This is a genomic window from Bifidobacterium sp. LH_743, assembly GCF_056355775.1.
The window spans coordinates 87,421-104,918 of the sequence record NZ_JBKESZ010000005.1 but is presented as its reverse complement, the minus strand read 5'-3'; the positions used below and the strand labels follow the sequence as shown (position 1 = coordinate 104,918).

Genomic DNA, 17,498 nt, shown 5'->3' with positions numbered 1-17,498 from the left:
GGTATGGCTTTTGAGAACGTGGATTACAAATCCCTTGACATTCCGGCGGCACCATTCTCCGATCCGTCGATTATTCCCGATTTTCCGAAGAACAAGGTTCCGCGCCATGTAGGCGTGATCATGGACGGCAACGGCCGTTGGGCCCAGAAGCGTGGTCTGATCCGCACCGACGGGCATCAGGCCGCCGAACCGGTGGTGTTCGACACTATCGCCGGCGCCATCGAGGCGGGTGTGCGCTACTTGTCGCTGTACACGTTCTCCACCGAGAACTGGAAGCGCAGCCCGCAGGAAGTGCGGTTCCTGATGGGATTCTCGCGTGACATCATCCATCGCCGCGTCGATCAGATGAACGAGTGGGGTGTGCGCGTGCGCTGGTCGGGCCGCCGGCCGAAGCTGTGGAAGTCCGTGATTGATGAGCTGGAAGTGGCTCAGGAGAAGACGAAGAACAACAAGACCATTGATGTGGTGTTCTGTCTGAACTACGGCGGCCGTGCCGAGATCGCGGATGCATGCGCGGCTATTGCGCGTGAGGTGCGTGACGGCAAGATCTCCGGCGATCGCGTGACGGAGAAGATGATTGCCGAACATCTGTACAACCCGGATATTCCCGACTGCGATCTGGTGATTCGTACTTCCGGCGAGCAGCGTACCTCGAACTTCCTGCCGTGGGAGGCCGCCTACGCGGAGCTCGATTTCGTGCCTGAGCTGTTCCCGGATTGCGGCCGCGAGGTGCTGTGGCGTTCCATCGACCACTACGTCCACCGTGATCGCCGTTTCGGTGGCGTGAAGAAGTAGGAATACCTGTTCACGCTAATGTGTGCTTGTTTTGGACGAAATCCGGCTTGGTTCCGTCCAAAACAAGCACACATCAACGTTGGATTCCGGCGATTCTGCGGGTGAAGTCGGCTACGAAACAGTCGTGATCGACGGTCAACGCGACGTGCACGCGGGGTACGGTTGGGTCGATGAGACCGGCCGGATCGCCGATGGTGCGACCACGCGTGCCGTGGAAATCACCCGTTTGCGTCTCGACCTTCATCGGCAGGTCGAAGCATTCCACCAAACTCGGGTCCAATGCGACGGCCGCGGCAAGCGGGTCGTGCAACGGCATGCCTGTCGAGAAGAGACGCGCATCCGCATGAAGGTTCGCTGTGATTGAGAAATCGGCGATATCGGCAAGGAACGTCCGCACATCGGTCGGTGCGGCTTGGCGCCATTGCGTGGTCGCGTCGGTTCCCAGCAGACACTGGTGTGTGACATCCAGACCGACCATGGTCACGTCCGCACCGGAATGGAACACGCGATCCGCCGCTTCTGGATCCTGGATGATGTTCGTTTCGGCGGTCGCATCCCAACAGTTGCCCTCTTGGGTGAGCGTCCCGCCCATCATCACCAGCCGTAATCCGTCCGCGATGTCCGGTGCCGCAGTGAGTGCCGCGTCGATGTCGGTCAGCGGGCCGGTCGCCACCACCGTGACGTCCCTGCCATACCGGCGGACCATGTCGACGATGAACCGCACGCCCTCCGGCAAAGCGACGCTTGCGCCTGCCGCGCGATCGCATGTGGTAAACGAAAGCGTGAACGAATCGGTGGAGGGATTCGCATGGCGGTCATGCACGTCATAGCCGCCTACGGAAATCAGCCTACGCGATGCCGACGTGTACATTTTCACCGAAGCGGACGTGAGTGACATGGGTGGGTCCGTGGCCGGCCCGAAGCCGCCTAAGCCATCCGTTCCATGGAATTGCGCGCATCCCGCGTCTGCGATGAAGGAATCGGCCCATGATGGATGCGTGGAGCCCGCTAGGACCGGCACATGCCGCAATCCCAGCCGATCCAACACGTATCGTGTGTTGCGCACGGCCGTGCCTGCTGCCACGTTGCCGTATGTGCCGATGGCACCCAGCATTTCGACATCGTCAAACGTGGAGACATATGCCAAAGCCAGCGCGTCATCGATGCCGGTATCGACATCGAGAATCAGCTTGCGTTTGACGGAGGATGGTGTGGACGTCATCGGATTCACCCCAGGAACTCGTCGGTCGAGATGTCCTTGGCCACCGGTGCGGTGTGCACCGTCTTGCCGTGCGAATCGGTGTAGGCGTCCTCTTTGGCGAGGAAATCGAAATACTGTTGCGCGCCTTTTGCATCGTTGGTGCCGAATATGAACGAGCCATCCTTGATCTTGGCCGGATCACCCCAATACTGGCCGTTCACGATCGTTTTCATGCTCTGCTTGACGAAATCGAGTTTGAGATTCGCGTCGGGAGCCTCTTTGACGAGGATCGCCGCGGCGTCATCGGGATGCGCATAGGCGTATTCGTAACCCTTTTTGGTGGCCTGCACGAACTTCCTCACCAGATTCGGATTGGATGAGATCGTCTTGTCGCTGGTGATCACGCCGATGGTGTCGGCGTTGCCGGGCACACCATAGTCCGGCTCGGTGAAGCAGTTGAGCTTGGGGCCGTACATATCGGCCTGCACGCCTTCCCAAGTGGCGTAGAAGCCGCCGAAGTCAGCCTTCTTGCTGGACAGCGTCTGGAATGTGGACGTGCCGACGGTCACCTTGTCGAACGTGCCTTTGCCTCCGTCGGTCTGGATCATGCGGCGAATCACCGCGTCGGATTCGTTGGAACCGAACGTGGCGAAGGTCTTGCCGTCGAAATCCTTCGGGGATGTGATGGCTTTATTCGAGGCGAGCGAGCACCAGATGGCGCTTGGTTTCTGCTGCACCTGCATGACCTGCTTGATTTTCGCGCCTTTGGTGGCATACATGCCCACATTGGTGAGATTGGACAACGCGAAGTCGGCCACGCCGTTGTTCACGGCCTGTTCGGCGCCGGCCTGCGCCACCGCCACGATGTCAACATCGAGCCCGACCTGCTTGAAATAGCCTTTGTTCTTCGCCACGTATACGCCGATATGGTTGGTGTCGGGCGCCCATGACAGCATGAACGTCACTTTTTTGAGGCCGTCGCCGTCGGTGGCGGTTCCTGCGGTGTTGTTGCTGTGCCCGCATGCGGCTGTGCCGGCAAGCATGGCGATTGCGCCGAGAAGTGCGATTGCTTTGCGGAGGACTGTCTTCTTCATTCCTTGCGATTTCCCTTGAATCCTGTTGCCTTATCGTTTTCTAGGGATTGGCGCTGCGGACGGAGTTCGGGCAGAAAACGATACGAAGGGTCCAGCCCCCGTTCGTCCAATGCCCCCGGCGAACCGGTTTGCCACACATTGGCTAAACAGCGATTTTCATTATACGGGTTGCTCTGACGTGGCAGACAGTGGATGTACGGATGCTGTTGTATCGCAAGCGGGTGTTGATTTGGATGAAAACCTCCCTGATTTCATCCAAATCAACGCCCATTGGATTGCGTTCACTGTCCGGCATCCGGATCCTCGTCCTCGCCGACGGGTCCGAGCAGCATGCGTTCGCTCAGATTCACGAGGCACATGAGTATTCCGGTGATGACGATGATGACCAGCGTGGCGGAGAAGATGAGCGGCGTGCGGAACGAGTTGTAGGCCGCCTGCAGCCAGATGCCGAGGCCCTTGCGCGCGCCCAGGTATTCCGCGGTGGCGGCGGTGGCGAAGATGTAGGCTGCGGACACGCGGATGCCGCCGTAAATTTGTCGTGCGGCCACGCGCAACTTCACATGCCACAGCGTCCATGTACGGGTCGCGCCGCAGGTCAGCGCGACATCCGAATAGAACTGGGGGACCGCCTCAAGACCACGAATCGTCTGCACTGCGATTGGGAACAGGCCGAAAACGGCTACGATCACGATTTTGCCGGACACTTCGAAACCGAACCAAATCAGGAATAGCGGTGCGATTGAAATCAACGGCATCGTCTGCGCGGCCGACAGCAGCGGGAACAGCGCTGCGTTCGCAATACGGGAGCAGTACAGCAGAATCCCAATCAGAATGCCGCATGTCACGGCAAGCAGGAAACCGACGGTGCCTTCCAGCAATGTGACCTGTGTCGCGGGCCAGAGCGTCGGCCAGGTTTCGACGGTGGCCTGCGCGATTTCACTGGGGGAGGCAATCATCGTGGACGGCACGTGTCCCAAGCGCACCCATGCCTCCCATATGACAAGCAACAGTACTATTGCGATCACCGTCGGCAGACGTTTGATGCATGCCGTCTTCAGTTTGCGCATCATGTGTTTCGTCATAGATGGCCGTTGTTTTGCCGGAAGTTGTTGAACGTGCGATTCCGCCATCGTTCACCTTGCTTTCTGCGTCAAAGTGGACGCGCACGTGACCGACAACGGGAAACCAGTAAGGTGAGGAGCCTGCCCGCCGGACGGTCAGAAAAGTCTGTTACCGGCTCGACAGTATAGACGGTGGTGCGGGACGTTTGTCTTGCCATAGGTACGATGCGTGATTCCGTCCATATGGTTTATATATTCCGTATATATGAAAGGTGTCCCCTTCATCCTGCGATGTGAAGGGGACACCTCATGCTTTTGCTACTTGGTTGTTTTGCTGCCCGTCATTCAAGTCCGATGGACTTCAGATGATGCAGCTTGAGCGACTTGACGGCAAGCGTGCCGGATTCGGATTCGAGCTTGATGGCGCGCGGTCCTTCGGACGCGTAGCTGTATGAGCTCAGCACCTGACGGCCATCGTTCACATACACTTCCACGCAGCCACGATCCACGAACACGCGCAGCTTCAGCTCGCCGGAAGCGAGCTCGGCTTCGGAAAGCGGCGCGGCGCGGTAACCGCGGTCGCCTCGGGCATTGGCCTGACGGTCCACCACCACACGGCCAATCTGGTCGTCGTATGCAACATACGTGTAGGCGCCGTCCTCGGTGGCGTGGATCTTCAAGCCGGCACGCTCCGCGGTGGAGGAGGCCAGATCGATGGTCATTTCGATTTCCACGGCTTCGGCATCATCCATGATGACGCTTTCCTCGTTGATGTCGAGCGAGATCGCGCCACAATCGATCGTATCCTCCCGCAGATTCTCCATTTCGACCACCGGGGCGGTGTGCAGGTCGCCGTCCGTGCCCAGCGTGATCTCGCGCGGCAGGGTCATGTTGCCGCACCAGCCGTCGTCCTCCATGCAGATCGGAGCCACGAACGGGCTCATCCATCCGTAGACGATCTGGCGCTTGCCGTCGTTGAAGGACTGCGGCGCGTAGTAGTTGTGGCCGCAATCCCACAGACGGAATTCGGTTTCCGGTTTGAACTGCTCGCCTGGGGTCCAGGTGCCGATCATATAACCGGCGTTGTTGACGTTGCGGTTCATGAAGCCGCTGGGCTTGGCGCCCATGGCGGAGAAGCCGATGACCCACTTCTCGTTGCCCTGCGCGTCGCGGATCGGGAAGAAGTCCGGGCATTCGAGCATGAACACGTCCGGATCCGGATGCTCGAACAGCACCTGCTCGTAGGTCCAGCGGACCATGTCGTCGGAGGAGAACAGCCACATCTGGCCGCGCTTGGCTGCGGAGGAGACGCCGAAGGTCATGTACCACTTGTCTCCGGTCTTCCAGACCTTCGGATCGCGGTAGTGGTGGTTCACCTTGTCGGTCGGGCAGTCGATGACCATGCCGCGCTTGGTGGCGCTGGTCAGCTCGTCGTTGTCCGGCTCGGCGAGCATCTGCACCTGCCAGTCGCCGCCGGTGTTGTCACGGCCATTGGCCCAACGGTGGCCTGTGTAGTAGAACCTGAGCTTGCCGTCGTCGCCGATCACCGCGGAACCGGAGAACACGCCATCCTTCTCCTCTTCCAGCGAAGGGGCGAACATGATCGGCTCGCGCTTCCAGTTGACCATGTCGGTGGAGGAGACGTGGCCCCAATGCATCGGGCCCCACTGCGTGCCGTAGGGGTGCAGCTGGTAGAACACGTGCCAACGACCCTTGTAGTAGCACAGGCCGTTCGGATCGTTGATCCAGCCGCCATTGGAGGCGATATGGAATTTCGGATACCAGCGGTTGTCACGCTTGGCGGCCATGGCGGCAACGCCGGCCTCGGCCTTGGCGAGTTCCTCGTCGTGGTTCTTGATTTCGTGGAGGACGGGTGCGTCCGGAGTGAAGCCGGTCATCGTTGAACGCCTTTCTCTTAAGTTTCGATTGCTGTGGTTGCCGTGTCGTATCGCGGTATTCGCGATTGAAGTGTTTTTAAAGATGGTGCCCGAAGCGGAAAAGGGGGACGCTTCGGACACCAAGATTTGTTGTTGAGCTGTGCTCGGTGCCTAGGCCTTCGTTTCCGTTCCGGCCGCCTTCATGGCCTTGAGCTGCTTGTCGGTGTAGAACGGGTCGCCGCCGACCTCCTGGTCGTCCTTCTTGATCACGAAGATGCCGTAGATCAGAGCGGCCAGCACGATGCCCGAGATGGTGAAGAAGGTCGGGCGGTCACCGAGGTGATCGTGCAGGGAGCCCAGCGGGGTGGAGAAGATCACCTGACCGACCTGGGAAGCGATCTGGAAACCAACCATGTAGAGGGTGGCGGACAGCTTCGTGTCGAAGTGCAGGGTGAAGTAGCGGAACGCCGGCAGGCAGAACAGCGGGACCTCGATGGAGTGGAACAGCTTGACGATGGAGACGGAGACCGGGTCGTGGAATACGCCGCACAGGCCGATGCGCAGGAACATGACGGTCGCGCCGAGGAGCAGGGAGTTGCGCACGCCGATCTTCTTCATGATGATCGGGACGACGCCCATCATGGCGGACTCGAGGAACACTTGGAAGGAGTTCAGGGTGCCGTAGGTGGCGTTGCCGATCTCGGTGGTCGGGAACAGGGAGGCGTAGTAGTTCGGGAACATCTGCTGGTCGAACACGGTGTAGAAGGTGTTGGTCAGCAGCATGAAGACGATGAGCACCCACAGGGTCGGCATCTTGAGGACGGAGACCATTTCCTTGAAGGACGGGTTGGTCGGAGCCGCGTTCGGATCGGCTTCCTTCTTGAGCTCCTCCTTCTGCTCGGCCGGAACCCAGAAGGCGTAGACGCACAGCATGCCGAGGCCGCAGATGGAGCCGACCCAGAAGTTCAGCATCGGGTTGATGTTGAACAGGAAGCCTGCGCACAGAGCCACGATGGCATAGCCGAAGGAGCCCCAGGCGCGGGACTGGCCGTATTCGAAGCCGAACTTACGAGAATAGCGTTCGGTGACGGCCTCGAACAGGGAACAGCCGGCCATGAAGCCAGCGGACAGCACGATGGAACCGATGAGCACGCCGATGAAACGGGTGGTGCCGCCGGCCTGCAGCATCGGGGCGTACACGAACTGCACGAACGGGCCGACGCAGGCTGCCACGGCGGAGATGAAGATGACGAGCTTGCGCTTGATGCCCAGCTGATCCTGGATGGTGCCGTAGACGAACATGATGACCAGGGTGGCCAGCGAGTTGATGGAGTAGATCTGGCCCTGCTGGGCGGAGGTCATGCCCAGGCCGTGGGTCGGGTCGGTGAGCCACCTGGAGAAGAAGGACCACCAGATGCCCCACGAGCAGAAGAACATGAAGATGCCGAAAGAGCTCTGCAGGTAGGAAGGATTCTTCCAAGCAGAACGTGTGTTGCTTGCCATTTTGATTCTCTTTTTCTCTTCGCGGTGCCGCTGCCACGCGGCATCGATCGCTTCTGATGTTGGTGTGGCTTTCGCCGGTTCGTTTTCAGCTGCCGTGCCGAAAGCGAACATGGCTATAAGATAACACATCGAGAACGTTTCGTCAAACGTTTGACGTCAATCGATTGACGTCAATGATTGCAACGCCTGAAGAGGCGTTGCAATCACAGGGAATCACAAAATGGACAGAAGCGCGGAACTACCTTTCGGCATGTCGGGTGCATTCCACGACAAGCAGGAGAGCGACGGCGGCTGCGCACAAGGCGATCACCCAGCGAACCATAACGGCGGAGCCGGTATTTGCCATAACGATCGGTGTGTGCGTACCGGTCTGTGCCGCATCGGATGTCGGCCGCTTGGAAGCGTTGCCGGAATCGGCAGGCTTGGCAGGCGTGGACGGCTCTGCAGGTTCGGACGGGTCATCCTTCGTGCCCGGGGATGAGGGATCGCCGAATCGGCTGGTGACGGTGTAGTGTCGATGCACTGTGTCGGATTGGTCGATATCGGTGCCGATGCTCATCCAGCGTCCGTCGACCCAATCGCCCCAGTCGCTGGTCCAATCGCAAAGCGTTGAGAGCTTGTTGTGATTGTTGTCGAGGAACAGCGTGTTGTAGACGGATGCATCATCCAGCCTGGTGATGGCCACGGCGCCGGTCGGGGAGATGCGCAGCAGCGCCTCTTTGGTTCCGACGCTGGAATTGTCGGGAGTGATGAGTTCGCTGGAATCGACGGTGTCGGACGTGACATTGCCTTTGGCGTCGAAGGTCTGGATATGCCAAACGAATCTCACTGCGCCCGAAGGCAGAGTCTGCCATTGCTGGGCATAGATGGCGTATCTCGTGTCCTTGACGTTGGCATTCGTATCGACGGCGGCGACCTGGACCATGCCCTTGACATGAAGCGTCCGCGTCGGGTTGAGGGCATCGAAGAACGAGTCGTCTATGCTGGCGATGGCGGACTGGTCGTCAATCGGCGTCCCGACTTCGATGAGATGGCGCTCCACTTCGTTTCCGTCGTAGAAACGCACGTCCTGGTTGCCATCCGCATCGTCTTTCACGGTATAGACCTGATTATCGCTGGTGGTCTGCAGCGGATAATACTGCCGCATGGTCCGACGTACCGAGAACGTGCCGTCGCCCTTGGGCGTGACCAAAGTCTGCATATAGGCCGTGGTCTCACCTGTCATCTTCTTATTCTGGAGGAGAAGACTGTGACCGATGCGCAGGTAATGGTCGTTGGTGTTGTCCGTTTCTATTGGTGTGGTGGTTTGCGCCGTGACCGATCCGTTGCGCGTGTCGACGATCAGGAATCTCCGCTCGGTCCAGTTGACGGTCAGAATGATGAAGATATGGTTCGCGTCGTACGGGACTACCTGTGGCTTGACGATGTCGTCACTGCCGAAGGAGATATCACGCACCTGCGTGCCGTCGGTCTTCGAATAGTCCGTGGTATCCACCTTGTGGATAGTCACCAATCCGTTCGATGCAGTCACGTAATAGGAGCCGTTGCCGTCGATTGTGGCCACATTCGATATGCTTGTTCCTTCCGGGAAATCATAGTCGCCGGCAAAGTCGATTGAGGCCAGGAGCGTTGGATGCACCGGCACATGGATCTCCTTGGAATAGATGGGATTCCCGTTCTGATCGGTATCGATGATGAACATGCCTGCCGGGAAGACGAACTCGCAGTCCGATTTCGGACCGATTGTTCCCGCCTGGATGGAGATTCCGCTGATGGACAGCTGCTTCATGCCGGGTTTGGCCTGGACGGATACTTTGTATGATTTGCCATCGACGACGAGTTTCGCTTCAGAATCGTCTGTGATTTGCGCCCCGATCGACGTTGACAGCCGGTAACTGCCGATATTGGACAGTTTCCCTGGCATGACGTCGTCTTTGATGGTGAAGTTCACTGTCGGCTTCGTTGTGAAACCGATGTGGATGCTGCCTGATGTGGCTTTGCTGTCAAGCACCGTCAGATCGATACCGGTATAGCCGGACGCGATGTTTTCGTGGAAATTGGTCGAGGGGATGGTGCTCGGCGAGAGATGGTCGCCTGTCACGAAGAACGGGTTGGCTCGGTCGACCGGACCGGTGACCGATTCGATGAGCTGATCGGTCCATACGCCGTCGGAAGTCGAATGCTGGAAATCGTCGTTGGAATCATTCAACTCGGCTTGGATACGGAACACGCGGAATCCAGGTGCCTTCTTGGCGATGTTGCCGCATGTCTGCGCGCCGGCGACGGCGTCATATTGCACGAGATAATACGACGAGAAAATGCCGGAGGCCGTCAACAGTGTTCTGTCGTTGGATATGACGACGAACCCTCCATGATCTTTCATCTCATCGGTGGACAGGGCCGAGAGTGCCACATCGAGCGTTGCCGCATGATGCTCGGCATCGGCAAGACCTTTCTTCCAGGTGACGCCGTCGCTGCTTACCACTGCGCGGGTGATGAGGTCATCATCCATCCAGCCGAGCAGCCATTTGGAAAAACCGGTGAAATCGGAGGTGTTTGATTCCATCATCGCGAACGTGCCTATGCCGCCTTTGTTGTAATAGCCACCTGCCGCTTTACCATAAGGATAATAGTCCGGCAATCCCAATGCGTGGCCGGTTTCATGACACATGGTCGTCACCGCCTGCGTCGCCTTTTCCGAGATCAATATGGTGTTCCACAGCTGCTTGCCATCGAACCGGTCATCGGCATGTCCGGGTGAATCCGCGATACTTTCATTGGACCACCAGGCGCTTCCCCATCCCGTGTCCGGGCCGGCGAAATGTATATACACCGCATCGATCTTGCCGTCGTTGTTGCCGTCGAACTGGCTGTAATCGATTTGATCGTCAAGCGCATGCAACGCCTCGTAGAACAGGCTGCGTGTGTCGTCCGTGTAGGAGCTCCGGGGTTTCGAAGCGGTGTAGTTGTAGGCTTTGCCGTCGATGTGCAACTTGCCATAGGAGCTGCGTTCGTAGAATGCCTTGAGGCTTTCGAACGGCGCCGTGCCGGCGGAGCCGTCAATGTCGGCCTGCAACGCTTCCAACGTGTCATCCGAATCGAAATGCATATCGGGGAAATCGACGCGCAGCACCAGCACATGGGCGTTGCCCTCGGACGGCATGCCGCTCGACATCTGCCAATCGTCCGGGAACACCGAATGTGTATCGATTCCCGCGTTCCGCTGTTCGCGTGCGGCTGCCTGGGAAATCAGTCCGGCGGTGCTCTGCTTGTCGGAGTTGCTGTCGATGGGGGTGGTCGTGGCTGAGTCGGACATGTCCGTTGCGGACGTTTCCTGCGCGAGTGCCGGCTGGGTGCAGATCAAGCCTCCTGCCAGCGCGCATGTGGCGGCGGCCAGCATGGCCAGGCCTTTGACAAGAATGGGGTGATGGACGGATTTCCGTTGGGAATGCGTGATATGCATGGTGGCTCTCTTCTCGCTGGCGTCATATGGCAATCGTCTGTGATTGCCATATGACGCCAATTATAGTCAGTGGACCACGACTGACCCCTTCTCCAACAGCGCGCAGTGAATCTTCGCTGGAATCGACGCATCGAGGGGTGGTAGGGGAGCCCTGGTCTCCGGCCATATGCTGGTGTCCACGTCCTTGCCTTCGATCATGGAGATCAGCTTGCAGGCGGACCAGTATCCCATTTCGTAATGCGGCAGTTCCACGGTCGTCAATTGCGGTTCCAGCGTCTCCGCGAACACGCGGTGATTATCCACACCGACCACGGAAATATCCTTGCCGACCGTCAGTCCATGACGTGCCGCGCATTCGTACACGTACCAGGCTCGTGCGTCGTTGAAGCAGAAGAAGCCATCGGGGCGGGCGTCATCGAACAGTTTGCTGACCGCGCGTAGCGCTGGGCCGTTGTTCAGCACGTTGCAGATCAAAGAGGGGTCGAGAACACGGCCGGCATCGTGCAGCGCAGCCTGATATCCGGCCAGACGCCCATCCTGCGCGATCATACTTTCCGAGCATCCGATGTAGGCGATGCGCTCGCAGTCGGCTTTGATGAGCCTATTCGTGGCATCGTATGCGATCATGAACTCATCGGGTTCGACGCTGGGTATCTTGTTGTCGTGATCGGTGGCGTCCACCATCACGACGGGATAGTCGTCCAGCGATTTCGGCACTTTGGCGATGCGGTTGGACATCTTCGAATAGAAGAATCCGTCCACGCCGTATCTTTTCAGCGTGGCGATTTCGTTTTCCTCGCTCGCCTTGCCGTCGGTGCTGACGGTGAACAGCATGTAGCCGTAGGCGCTGGCCGCGTCCTGCGCGCCCAGAATGATGCCGCCTGCGTACGGCGTGGTGGCGACCTCCTCGCTGATGAAGCCGAGGATGCGGGTTTTGTTGGTGCGCAGGCTTCGTGCCAACGGGTTGATCTTGTACCCGAGTTCGGTCGCCTTGTCTCGCACCAGCGAAGCAAGTGTGGAATTCACCCTGCCCTCGTCACGTCCGTTGAGTACCAGGGACACCGTGGAAATGGATACCCCTGTCTGTTCGGCGATTTCCTTCATCGTGGTCATAATCGCAACACTATACCCAAACAAAAGCGAAAGGCGCGCTTTTCCCAGAAAAACGCGCCTTTCGTGTGGAATGTCTTGTCCCGTCAGGGGTTATTCCGACAGAATTTCGTTCACCAGTTCCTGCTTGGCGTGAATCTGCCCTTCGAAACCGGGGCGGATGTCAAGACGGATCACCACGTCGGTGCGGTAGCCTTGGCCGGCAAGCTTCATGGTGGCGTCGCGGATCACCTTGAGCACGTCGTCGATGTCGCCTTCGATATTGGTGAACATCGCGTTCGTCTCATTCGGCAGACCGGATTCGCGGATCACGTCCACGGCCTGCGCCACGTACGTGGACTTCTCCGGGCTTGCGCCGGCGGGGGAGATGGCCACCGCGGCGAGCGTGTTGATATACGGTTTGCCTGTTTTCGGGTCGACAGGCACTTCCTGCTTTTCGGCATTGCGATCGAGCGTCATGATGTTCCTTTCTTGCGGTTACGCACACTTGCCTTGTCTGCGATGGATTGCGTTGTCTAGCGCCACTTCCATGCGTGGTCCATCGGTCCGGAGCCGTGGCCGAGGTCGAGTTGCGCCTCCAAAGCACCGGTCAGATACAGCTTGGCATGGTCGACGGCCGTCGGCAGGTCCTCGCCGAGTGCCAGATGGCTTGCGATCGCGGAGGACAGCGTGCATCCGGTGCCATGCGTGTTCGGATTGTCGATACGACGGGAGCGGAACCATGTGATTTTGCCGCTCGGCTCGACGAGCACGTCACTGGCATCCTGTGTGCCATGACCGCCTTTGACGAGCACGGCACAGCCGAAATGGCCGGCGAGCAGATGGCCCGCGGTGACCATGTCGTTCTCGGTACGGATGGAACTGCCGTTTTCGTAATCGATTTCGCCTGCGCCCTGCTGAACCGCCAAATCGCACAATACTTGGGTTTCCGGCATGTTCGGCGTGATGACGGTAGCAAGGGGGAACAGCTTGGAAGTGAGCGCCGCGATGGCGTCGTCCTCGATGAGCTTCGCGCCGGACGTGGCCACCATCACCGGATCAAGAACCACGTTCCTCGCGCCATGTGCGGTCAGACGATCGGCGATCACGCCGATGAGTTCGGCGCTGGAGACCATGCCGATCTTCACCGCGACCGGAGGAATGTCCTCGAACACGGCGTCAATCTGCGCCGCCAGCATTTCCGGGGGCGTGTTGGTGACCATCGTCACGCCGGTGGTGTTCTGCGCGGTGAGCGCCGCGATGGCGGTCATACCGAACACGCCGTTGGCGAGCATGGTCTTCAGGTCGGCCTGGATACCGGCTCCGCCGGATGAATCCGATCCCGCGATGCTCAATACCGGTGGCAATGTGCTGGTCATATTGTTCCCTTCTTTGGTGCCTTCATCGGCGTCTGCTATACGAATCGCCATGCAAATCAGTATGCGAACTGGCGGATCTGCATGCATCGCATCACAGAACCGCCAGTTTACGCCGTGGATTCGTCAATGCACGGCACTAATCCACGAATACGTCTGCTCTCACTGATACAGCGTGGAGCCGCCTTCGCGGAATTTCTCGCTCATCGCCTGCATTCCGGCCGCGATCGTCTGCGCGTCCGCAACCAGCTTCTCCTGCGCCGCAGCGTCGCCGAACTTCTTGCGGATGTTCTGCGAAATGGCCATGGAGCAGAACTTCGGGCCGCACATGGAGCAGAAATGAGCCATCTTCGCAGGCTCGGCGGGCAACGTCTCGTCATGGAAGGCGATGGCGGTGTCCGGATCGTAGCTCAGGTTGAACTGGTCGAGCCAACGGAACTCGAAACGAGCCTTGCTCATCGCATTGTCGCGGTCCATGGCGTGCGGATGGTGCTTGGCGATATCGGCCGCATGGCAGGCGATCTTGTAGGCGATCACGCCCTGCTTGACATCATCCTTGTTCGGCAGGCCGAGGTGCTCCTTCGGCGTCACATAGCACAGCATGGCGGTGCCGTAACGCGCGATCTCCACGCCGCCGATGGCGGAGGTGATGTGGTCGTAGCCCGGCGCGGTATCCGTGGTGAGCGGCCCAAGGGTGTAGAACGGGGCGTCCTTGCAGATGGCCTTCTCCATCTCGATGTTCATGCGCACGGTGTCGAACGGAATATGGCCCGGGCCCTCGATCATCACCTGCACGTCATGCTGCCACGCGCGCTGGGTGAGCTCGCCCAGCGTCATGAGCTCGGCGAACTGCGCGGCGTCGTTGGCGTCCGCCAGCGAACCCGGGCGCAGGCCGTCGCCCAGCGAGAACGCCACATCGTACTTGGCGAAGATATCGCACAATTCGTCGAAATGCGTGTACAGGAAGCTTTCCTGATGATGCTGCAGGCACCATTCCGCCATGATCGAGCCGCCACGGGAGACGATGCCCGTCGTGCGGTTGGCGGTCAGCGGCACGAAACGCAGCAGCACGCCGGCATGGATGGTCATGTAGTCCACGCCCTGCTCGCACTGCTCGATCACGGTGTCGCGGAACAGCTCCCAGCTCAGCTTGGACGCATCGTCCTCGACCTTCTCCAGTGCCTGGTACATCGGCACGGTGCCAATCGGAACGGGGGAGTTGCGCAGAATCCACTCGCGTGTGGTGTGGATGTCATTGCCGGTGGACAGATCCATCACGGTGTCGGCGCCCCACTTGGTCGCCCACGTCAGCTTCTCCACCTCTTCATCGATGGACGAGGTGACGGCCGAATTGCCCATGTTCGCATTGAGCTTGGTGAGGAACTTCGAGCCGATGATCATCGGTTCGGCCTCAGGATGGTTGATATTGCACGGCATCACCGCGCGGCCGGCGGCCAGTTCGGAACGCACGAGCTCCACGCTGCAGTGCTCGCGTTCGGCCACATAACGCATCTCCGGGGTGATGATGTTGTGGCGCGCATACCACATCTGAGTCACCGGATGGTCCTTGGCGCGCAGCGGCTTGTGCTGGCGTCCACGCCATTCCTTGGAGGCCTTGCCACGCTTGATGGCGCGCTTACCGTCATCTTCGAGGTTGCGGCGGCGGCCTTCGTATTCCTCCACATCACCGCGGTCGCGAATCCAGTCGAGACGAAGCGGTGCCAGACCCTCCTTCGGATCGCACTTGGGGCCTTCCGTGTTGTAGTCCTTGAACGGTGCGTTCGGACCAACGCCGGGGGTGTCAGACAGCTTGATCTCGGTGTATGGCACTTCCAGATCGTAAGTGCCGAACTGGTTCTCGAAATGTACGGGCGTGGTCTTGCGGATGTGCGCCTTGTCACGTTGCTTGGAACCACGGGCGGCGATGTCCACACGCTGCTGCTTCGCCAGTTTGGATGCGGCCTTGGCCTCCTTGGCGTTTGTGAACTTCTTCTCGGTTGCTTCGACGGGCTTCTCGGCCGGGGTCGCAGCTTTCACACGCGGAGCATAGCCGTGCTTCCTGTCGCCGCGCACCGCCTTCCACCGCGTCACCATCTCACGGGTGGCTGCTTCCGGATCGTCCGCGCCCGCGATCGCGGACACCACGAACCAGCCGGCGGCCTTGGAGCGTGCCAGCATCTCCATATCATCGGCATGCACGCCGCCGCCGACGACCACGGGAAATTCGCTTGCCGTGCAAATCGTGTTGATCTGCTCCTCGTCGAGCGTATGTCCGGAACCGTCGTTGCCGCCCACGGAGGCCTCCGGCTTGGTGGTGGACACATGCAATGGGCCGGCGCCGATATAGTCGATGCAGCCGTCCGGCAGCTCGTTGATAAGCTTCACCAGGCTTTCGGTTTCCGCGGACAGGCCGACGATGGCGTCCTCGCCGAGCAGCGCGCGGGCCTCGCGTGGTTCCATATCGGTCTGGCCGATGTGCACGCCGTCCACCTTGATGCCCTTGTTGCGGGCCTGCCACACCACGTCCACGCGGTCGTCGATGACGAACGCCACGGAATCGGACTTGCCGTTGTCTTCGATGATCTGGGCGATGTCGCGGGCCATCTCGGTGATGTCCTTCGCGTCGGCATCCTTGGCACGCAGCTGGATGAACGTCGCGCCGCCGCGCAAAGCGTCATCGACCACGTCCGTCACCGGTCGGCCCTTGCAATCCTGAGGGCCGACCACGAAATATGCGCTCATGTCGAAACAGTCGCGCATGGATGCATATGGATAGTTATCCATTATTTTCCCCTTTTTATATTGAGTAAGTGCTCCAGAAGAAGTCTTATGATCATATGCAATCGTATATATTCCGTATATACGATTGTGGTTATGTGAAAATTAATCCCGAGAATCGGAATCAGACGGTTTCGTTGATTTCGGACGTGGCCACCTGATCGGCGGTGACGTTCCACAGTGCATCGAGCAACGCCACCTGGAACGAACCCGGACCGTTCGACTGCGTCTGCGCGATTTCGGACGCGCGGTCATACAGCAACGATGCGGCCAGCGCCGCGACAAGCGGTTCGGCCACGGCGAGATACGTTGCGGTCACGCCGCCGAGCGAGCAGCCGGCGCCGGTGATTTTCGTCATCATCGCGCTGCCGCCGGGCAGGCGGAAAGTATGGTCTCCGTCGGTCACCAGATCGACCGCGCCGGATACCGCGACCGCGCCCTTGCCGATGGGGGAGTGCTTCGCCAGATGACGGGCGATGCGCTTGGCCGCGTCGACAGCCGAATCAACCGCATCGACGGCTTCCACACCCGCGGGGCGGGTGGTCGGATTGTCCTGTTCGGCGTTGGCGAGACCCCACATCGCGTCGAGTGCGATGATCTCGCTGGCGTTGCCGCGCACGATGGTCGGCGGATATGTGCGGAACGATTCGAGAATGGCCGTGCGCGTCTCGCCGATGCCGGCCGCGACCGGGTCGAGCACCCACGTCTTACCGTTCTTATGCAGTTTGTATGCGATTTCGGGCAACGCGTCCTTGAAGAACGGCAGCAACGTGCCCACGTTGATGTAGTTGGATCCGGCGATTTCGGCGGTGGCGATCACGTCATCCGGCAGATAGCTCATGGCGGCCGTGCCGCCGGCGGCGAGCTGCGCGTTGGCCACCAAGTTGATGGTCACGAAATTGGTGAACGACTGCGCCAGCGGCGTCTGCTCGCGTACGTCGATGACGGCTTTCCTGATTGCCTCGCGGATTGGATCGGTGGCCGGAACGGATGTCACGCCATCGCTATGGTTGATTCCGTTGCCATCGGTGCCGTCGGCATATGAGTCAATGCTCATGATCTGCTCCCTACGTTGGTCCTAACCAACAGGTTCAAAGGGTCAGGCGTCGCGCCTATCTCAGCTTGCCGGACTTGGCCGTCAAGCACCCCCGCATGTTTACAACAGTGCTTAATCTATCTGCGTCCCTTGACAGGTGTAATTCCGTAGGTGTTTTTGGGCTTCCATAGGTGGTTGCTGCCGGATAAGCGCCGGCGAGATGCC

Annotated in this window: 12 protein-coding genes and 1 riboswitch; of the genes, 1 reads left to right on the top strand and 11 read right to left on the bottom strand. The window is 59.5% G+C overall.

Annotation, left to right across the window (positions count from 1 at the left end; genetic code table 11):
- Positions 1-3: 3 nt before the first annotated feature.
- Complete coding sequence (locus tag AC1ATL_RS07830; RefSeq protein ID WP_432622913.1) at positions 4-795, top strand: isoprenyl transferase; 792 nt, start codon at positions 4-6, stop codon at positions 793-795.
- A gap of 73 nt (positions 796-868) precedes the next feature.
- Here the strand turns inward: AC1ATL_RS07830 and AC1ATL_RS07825 are convergent, their stop codons facing one another.
- From AC1ATL_RS07825 to thiM, 11 genes are all read right to left on the bottom strand, one after another.
- The gene (locus AC1ATL_RS07825; protein ID WP_476569792.1) at positions 869-2,017 is read right to left on the bottom strand and encodes a nucleoside hydrolase; all 1,149 of its coding nucleotides are present in this window, start codon (positions 2,015-2,017) and stop codon (positions 869-871) included.
- A 5-nt stretch (positions 2,018-2,022) separates the two neighbouring features.
- Positions 2,023-3,090 (bottom strand): ABC transporter substrate-binding protein, encoded by a 1,068-nt coding sequence (locus AC1ATL_RS07820; protein ID WP_432622909.1) that lies wholly within the window; start codon positions 3,088-3,090, stop codon positions 2,023-2,025.
- 281 nt (positions 3,091-3,371) lie between these two features.
- On the bottom strand, positions 3,372-4,160 hold the full coding sequence (locus tag AC1ATL_RS07815; protein ID WP_432622907.1) for an ABC transporter permease: 789 nt from the start codon (positions 4,158-4,160) through the stop codon (positions 3,372-3,374).
- A 332-nt stretch (positions 4,161-4,492) separates the two neighbouring features.
- Positions 4,493-6,049 (bottom strand): glycoside hydrolase family 32 protein, encoded by a 1,557-nt coding sequence (locus tag AC1ATL_RS07810; protein ID WP_476569791.1) that lies wholly within the window; start codon positions 6,047-6,049, stop codon positions 4,493-4,495.
- 150 nt (positions 6,050-6,199) lie between these two features.
- A complete protein-coding gene (locus AC1ATL_RS07805) occupies positions 6,200-7,531 on the bottom strand; it encodes an oligosaccharide MFS transporter (RefSeq protein WP_476569790.1) in 1,332 nt (443 codons plus the stop codon).
- Positions 7,532-7,769: 238 nt separating this feature from the next.
- The gene (locus tag AC1ATL_RS07800) at positions 7,770-10,994 is read right to left on the bottom strand and encodes a metallopeptidase domain-containing protein (protein ID WP_432622899.1); all 3,225 of its coding nucleotides are present in this window, start codon (positions 10,992-10,994) and stop codon (positions 7,770-7,772) included.
- Between the two features lie 66 nt (positions 10,995-11,060).
- Positions 11,061-12,107 (bottom strand): LacI family DNA-binding transcriptional regulator, encoded by a 1,047-nt coding sequence (locus tag AC1ATL_RS07795; RefSeq protein WP_432622897.1) that lies wholly within the window; start codon positions 12,105-12,107, stop codon positions 11,061-11,063.
- Positions 12,108-12,197: 90 nt separating this feature from the next.
- Positions 12,198-12,563 carry a thiamine-binding protein gene (locus tag AC1ATL_RS07790; RefSeq protein WP_432622895.1) on the bottom strand — a complete coding sequence of 122 codons (366 nt, stop codon included), beginning with the start codon at positions 12,561-12,563 and terminating at the stop codon, positions 12,198-12,200.
- Between the two features lie 56 nt (positions 12,564-12,619).
- On the bottom strand, positions 12,620-13,462 hold the full coding sequence (gene thiD / locus AC1ATL_RS07785) for a bifunctional hydroxymethylpyrimidine kinase/phosphomethylpyrimidine kinase (protein ID WP_476569789.1): 843 nt from the start codon (positions 13,460-13,462) through the stop codon (positions 12,620-12,622).
- Between the two features lie 159 nt (positions 13,463-13,621).
- Positions 13,622-16,246, bottom strand: coding sequence for a phosphomethylpyrimidine synthase ThiC (gene thiC, locus AC1ATL_RS07780; RefSeq protein WP_432622921.1), 2,625 nt, complete (start codon positions 16,244-16,246; stop codon positions 13,622-13,624).
- 115 nt (positions 16,247-16,361) lie between these two features.
- Positions 16,362-17,294, bottom strand: a complete 933-nt coding sequence (gene thiM / locus AC1ATL_RS07775) for a hydroxyethylthiazole kinase (protein WP_476569788.1) — start codon at positions 17,292-17,294, stop codon at positions 16,362-16,364.
- Positions 17,285-17,397: riboswitch (TPP riboswitch) on the bottom strand. It overlaps the preceding gene by 10 nt.
- Positions 17,398-17,498 lie beyond the last annotated feature (101 nt).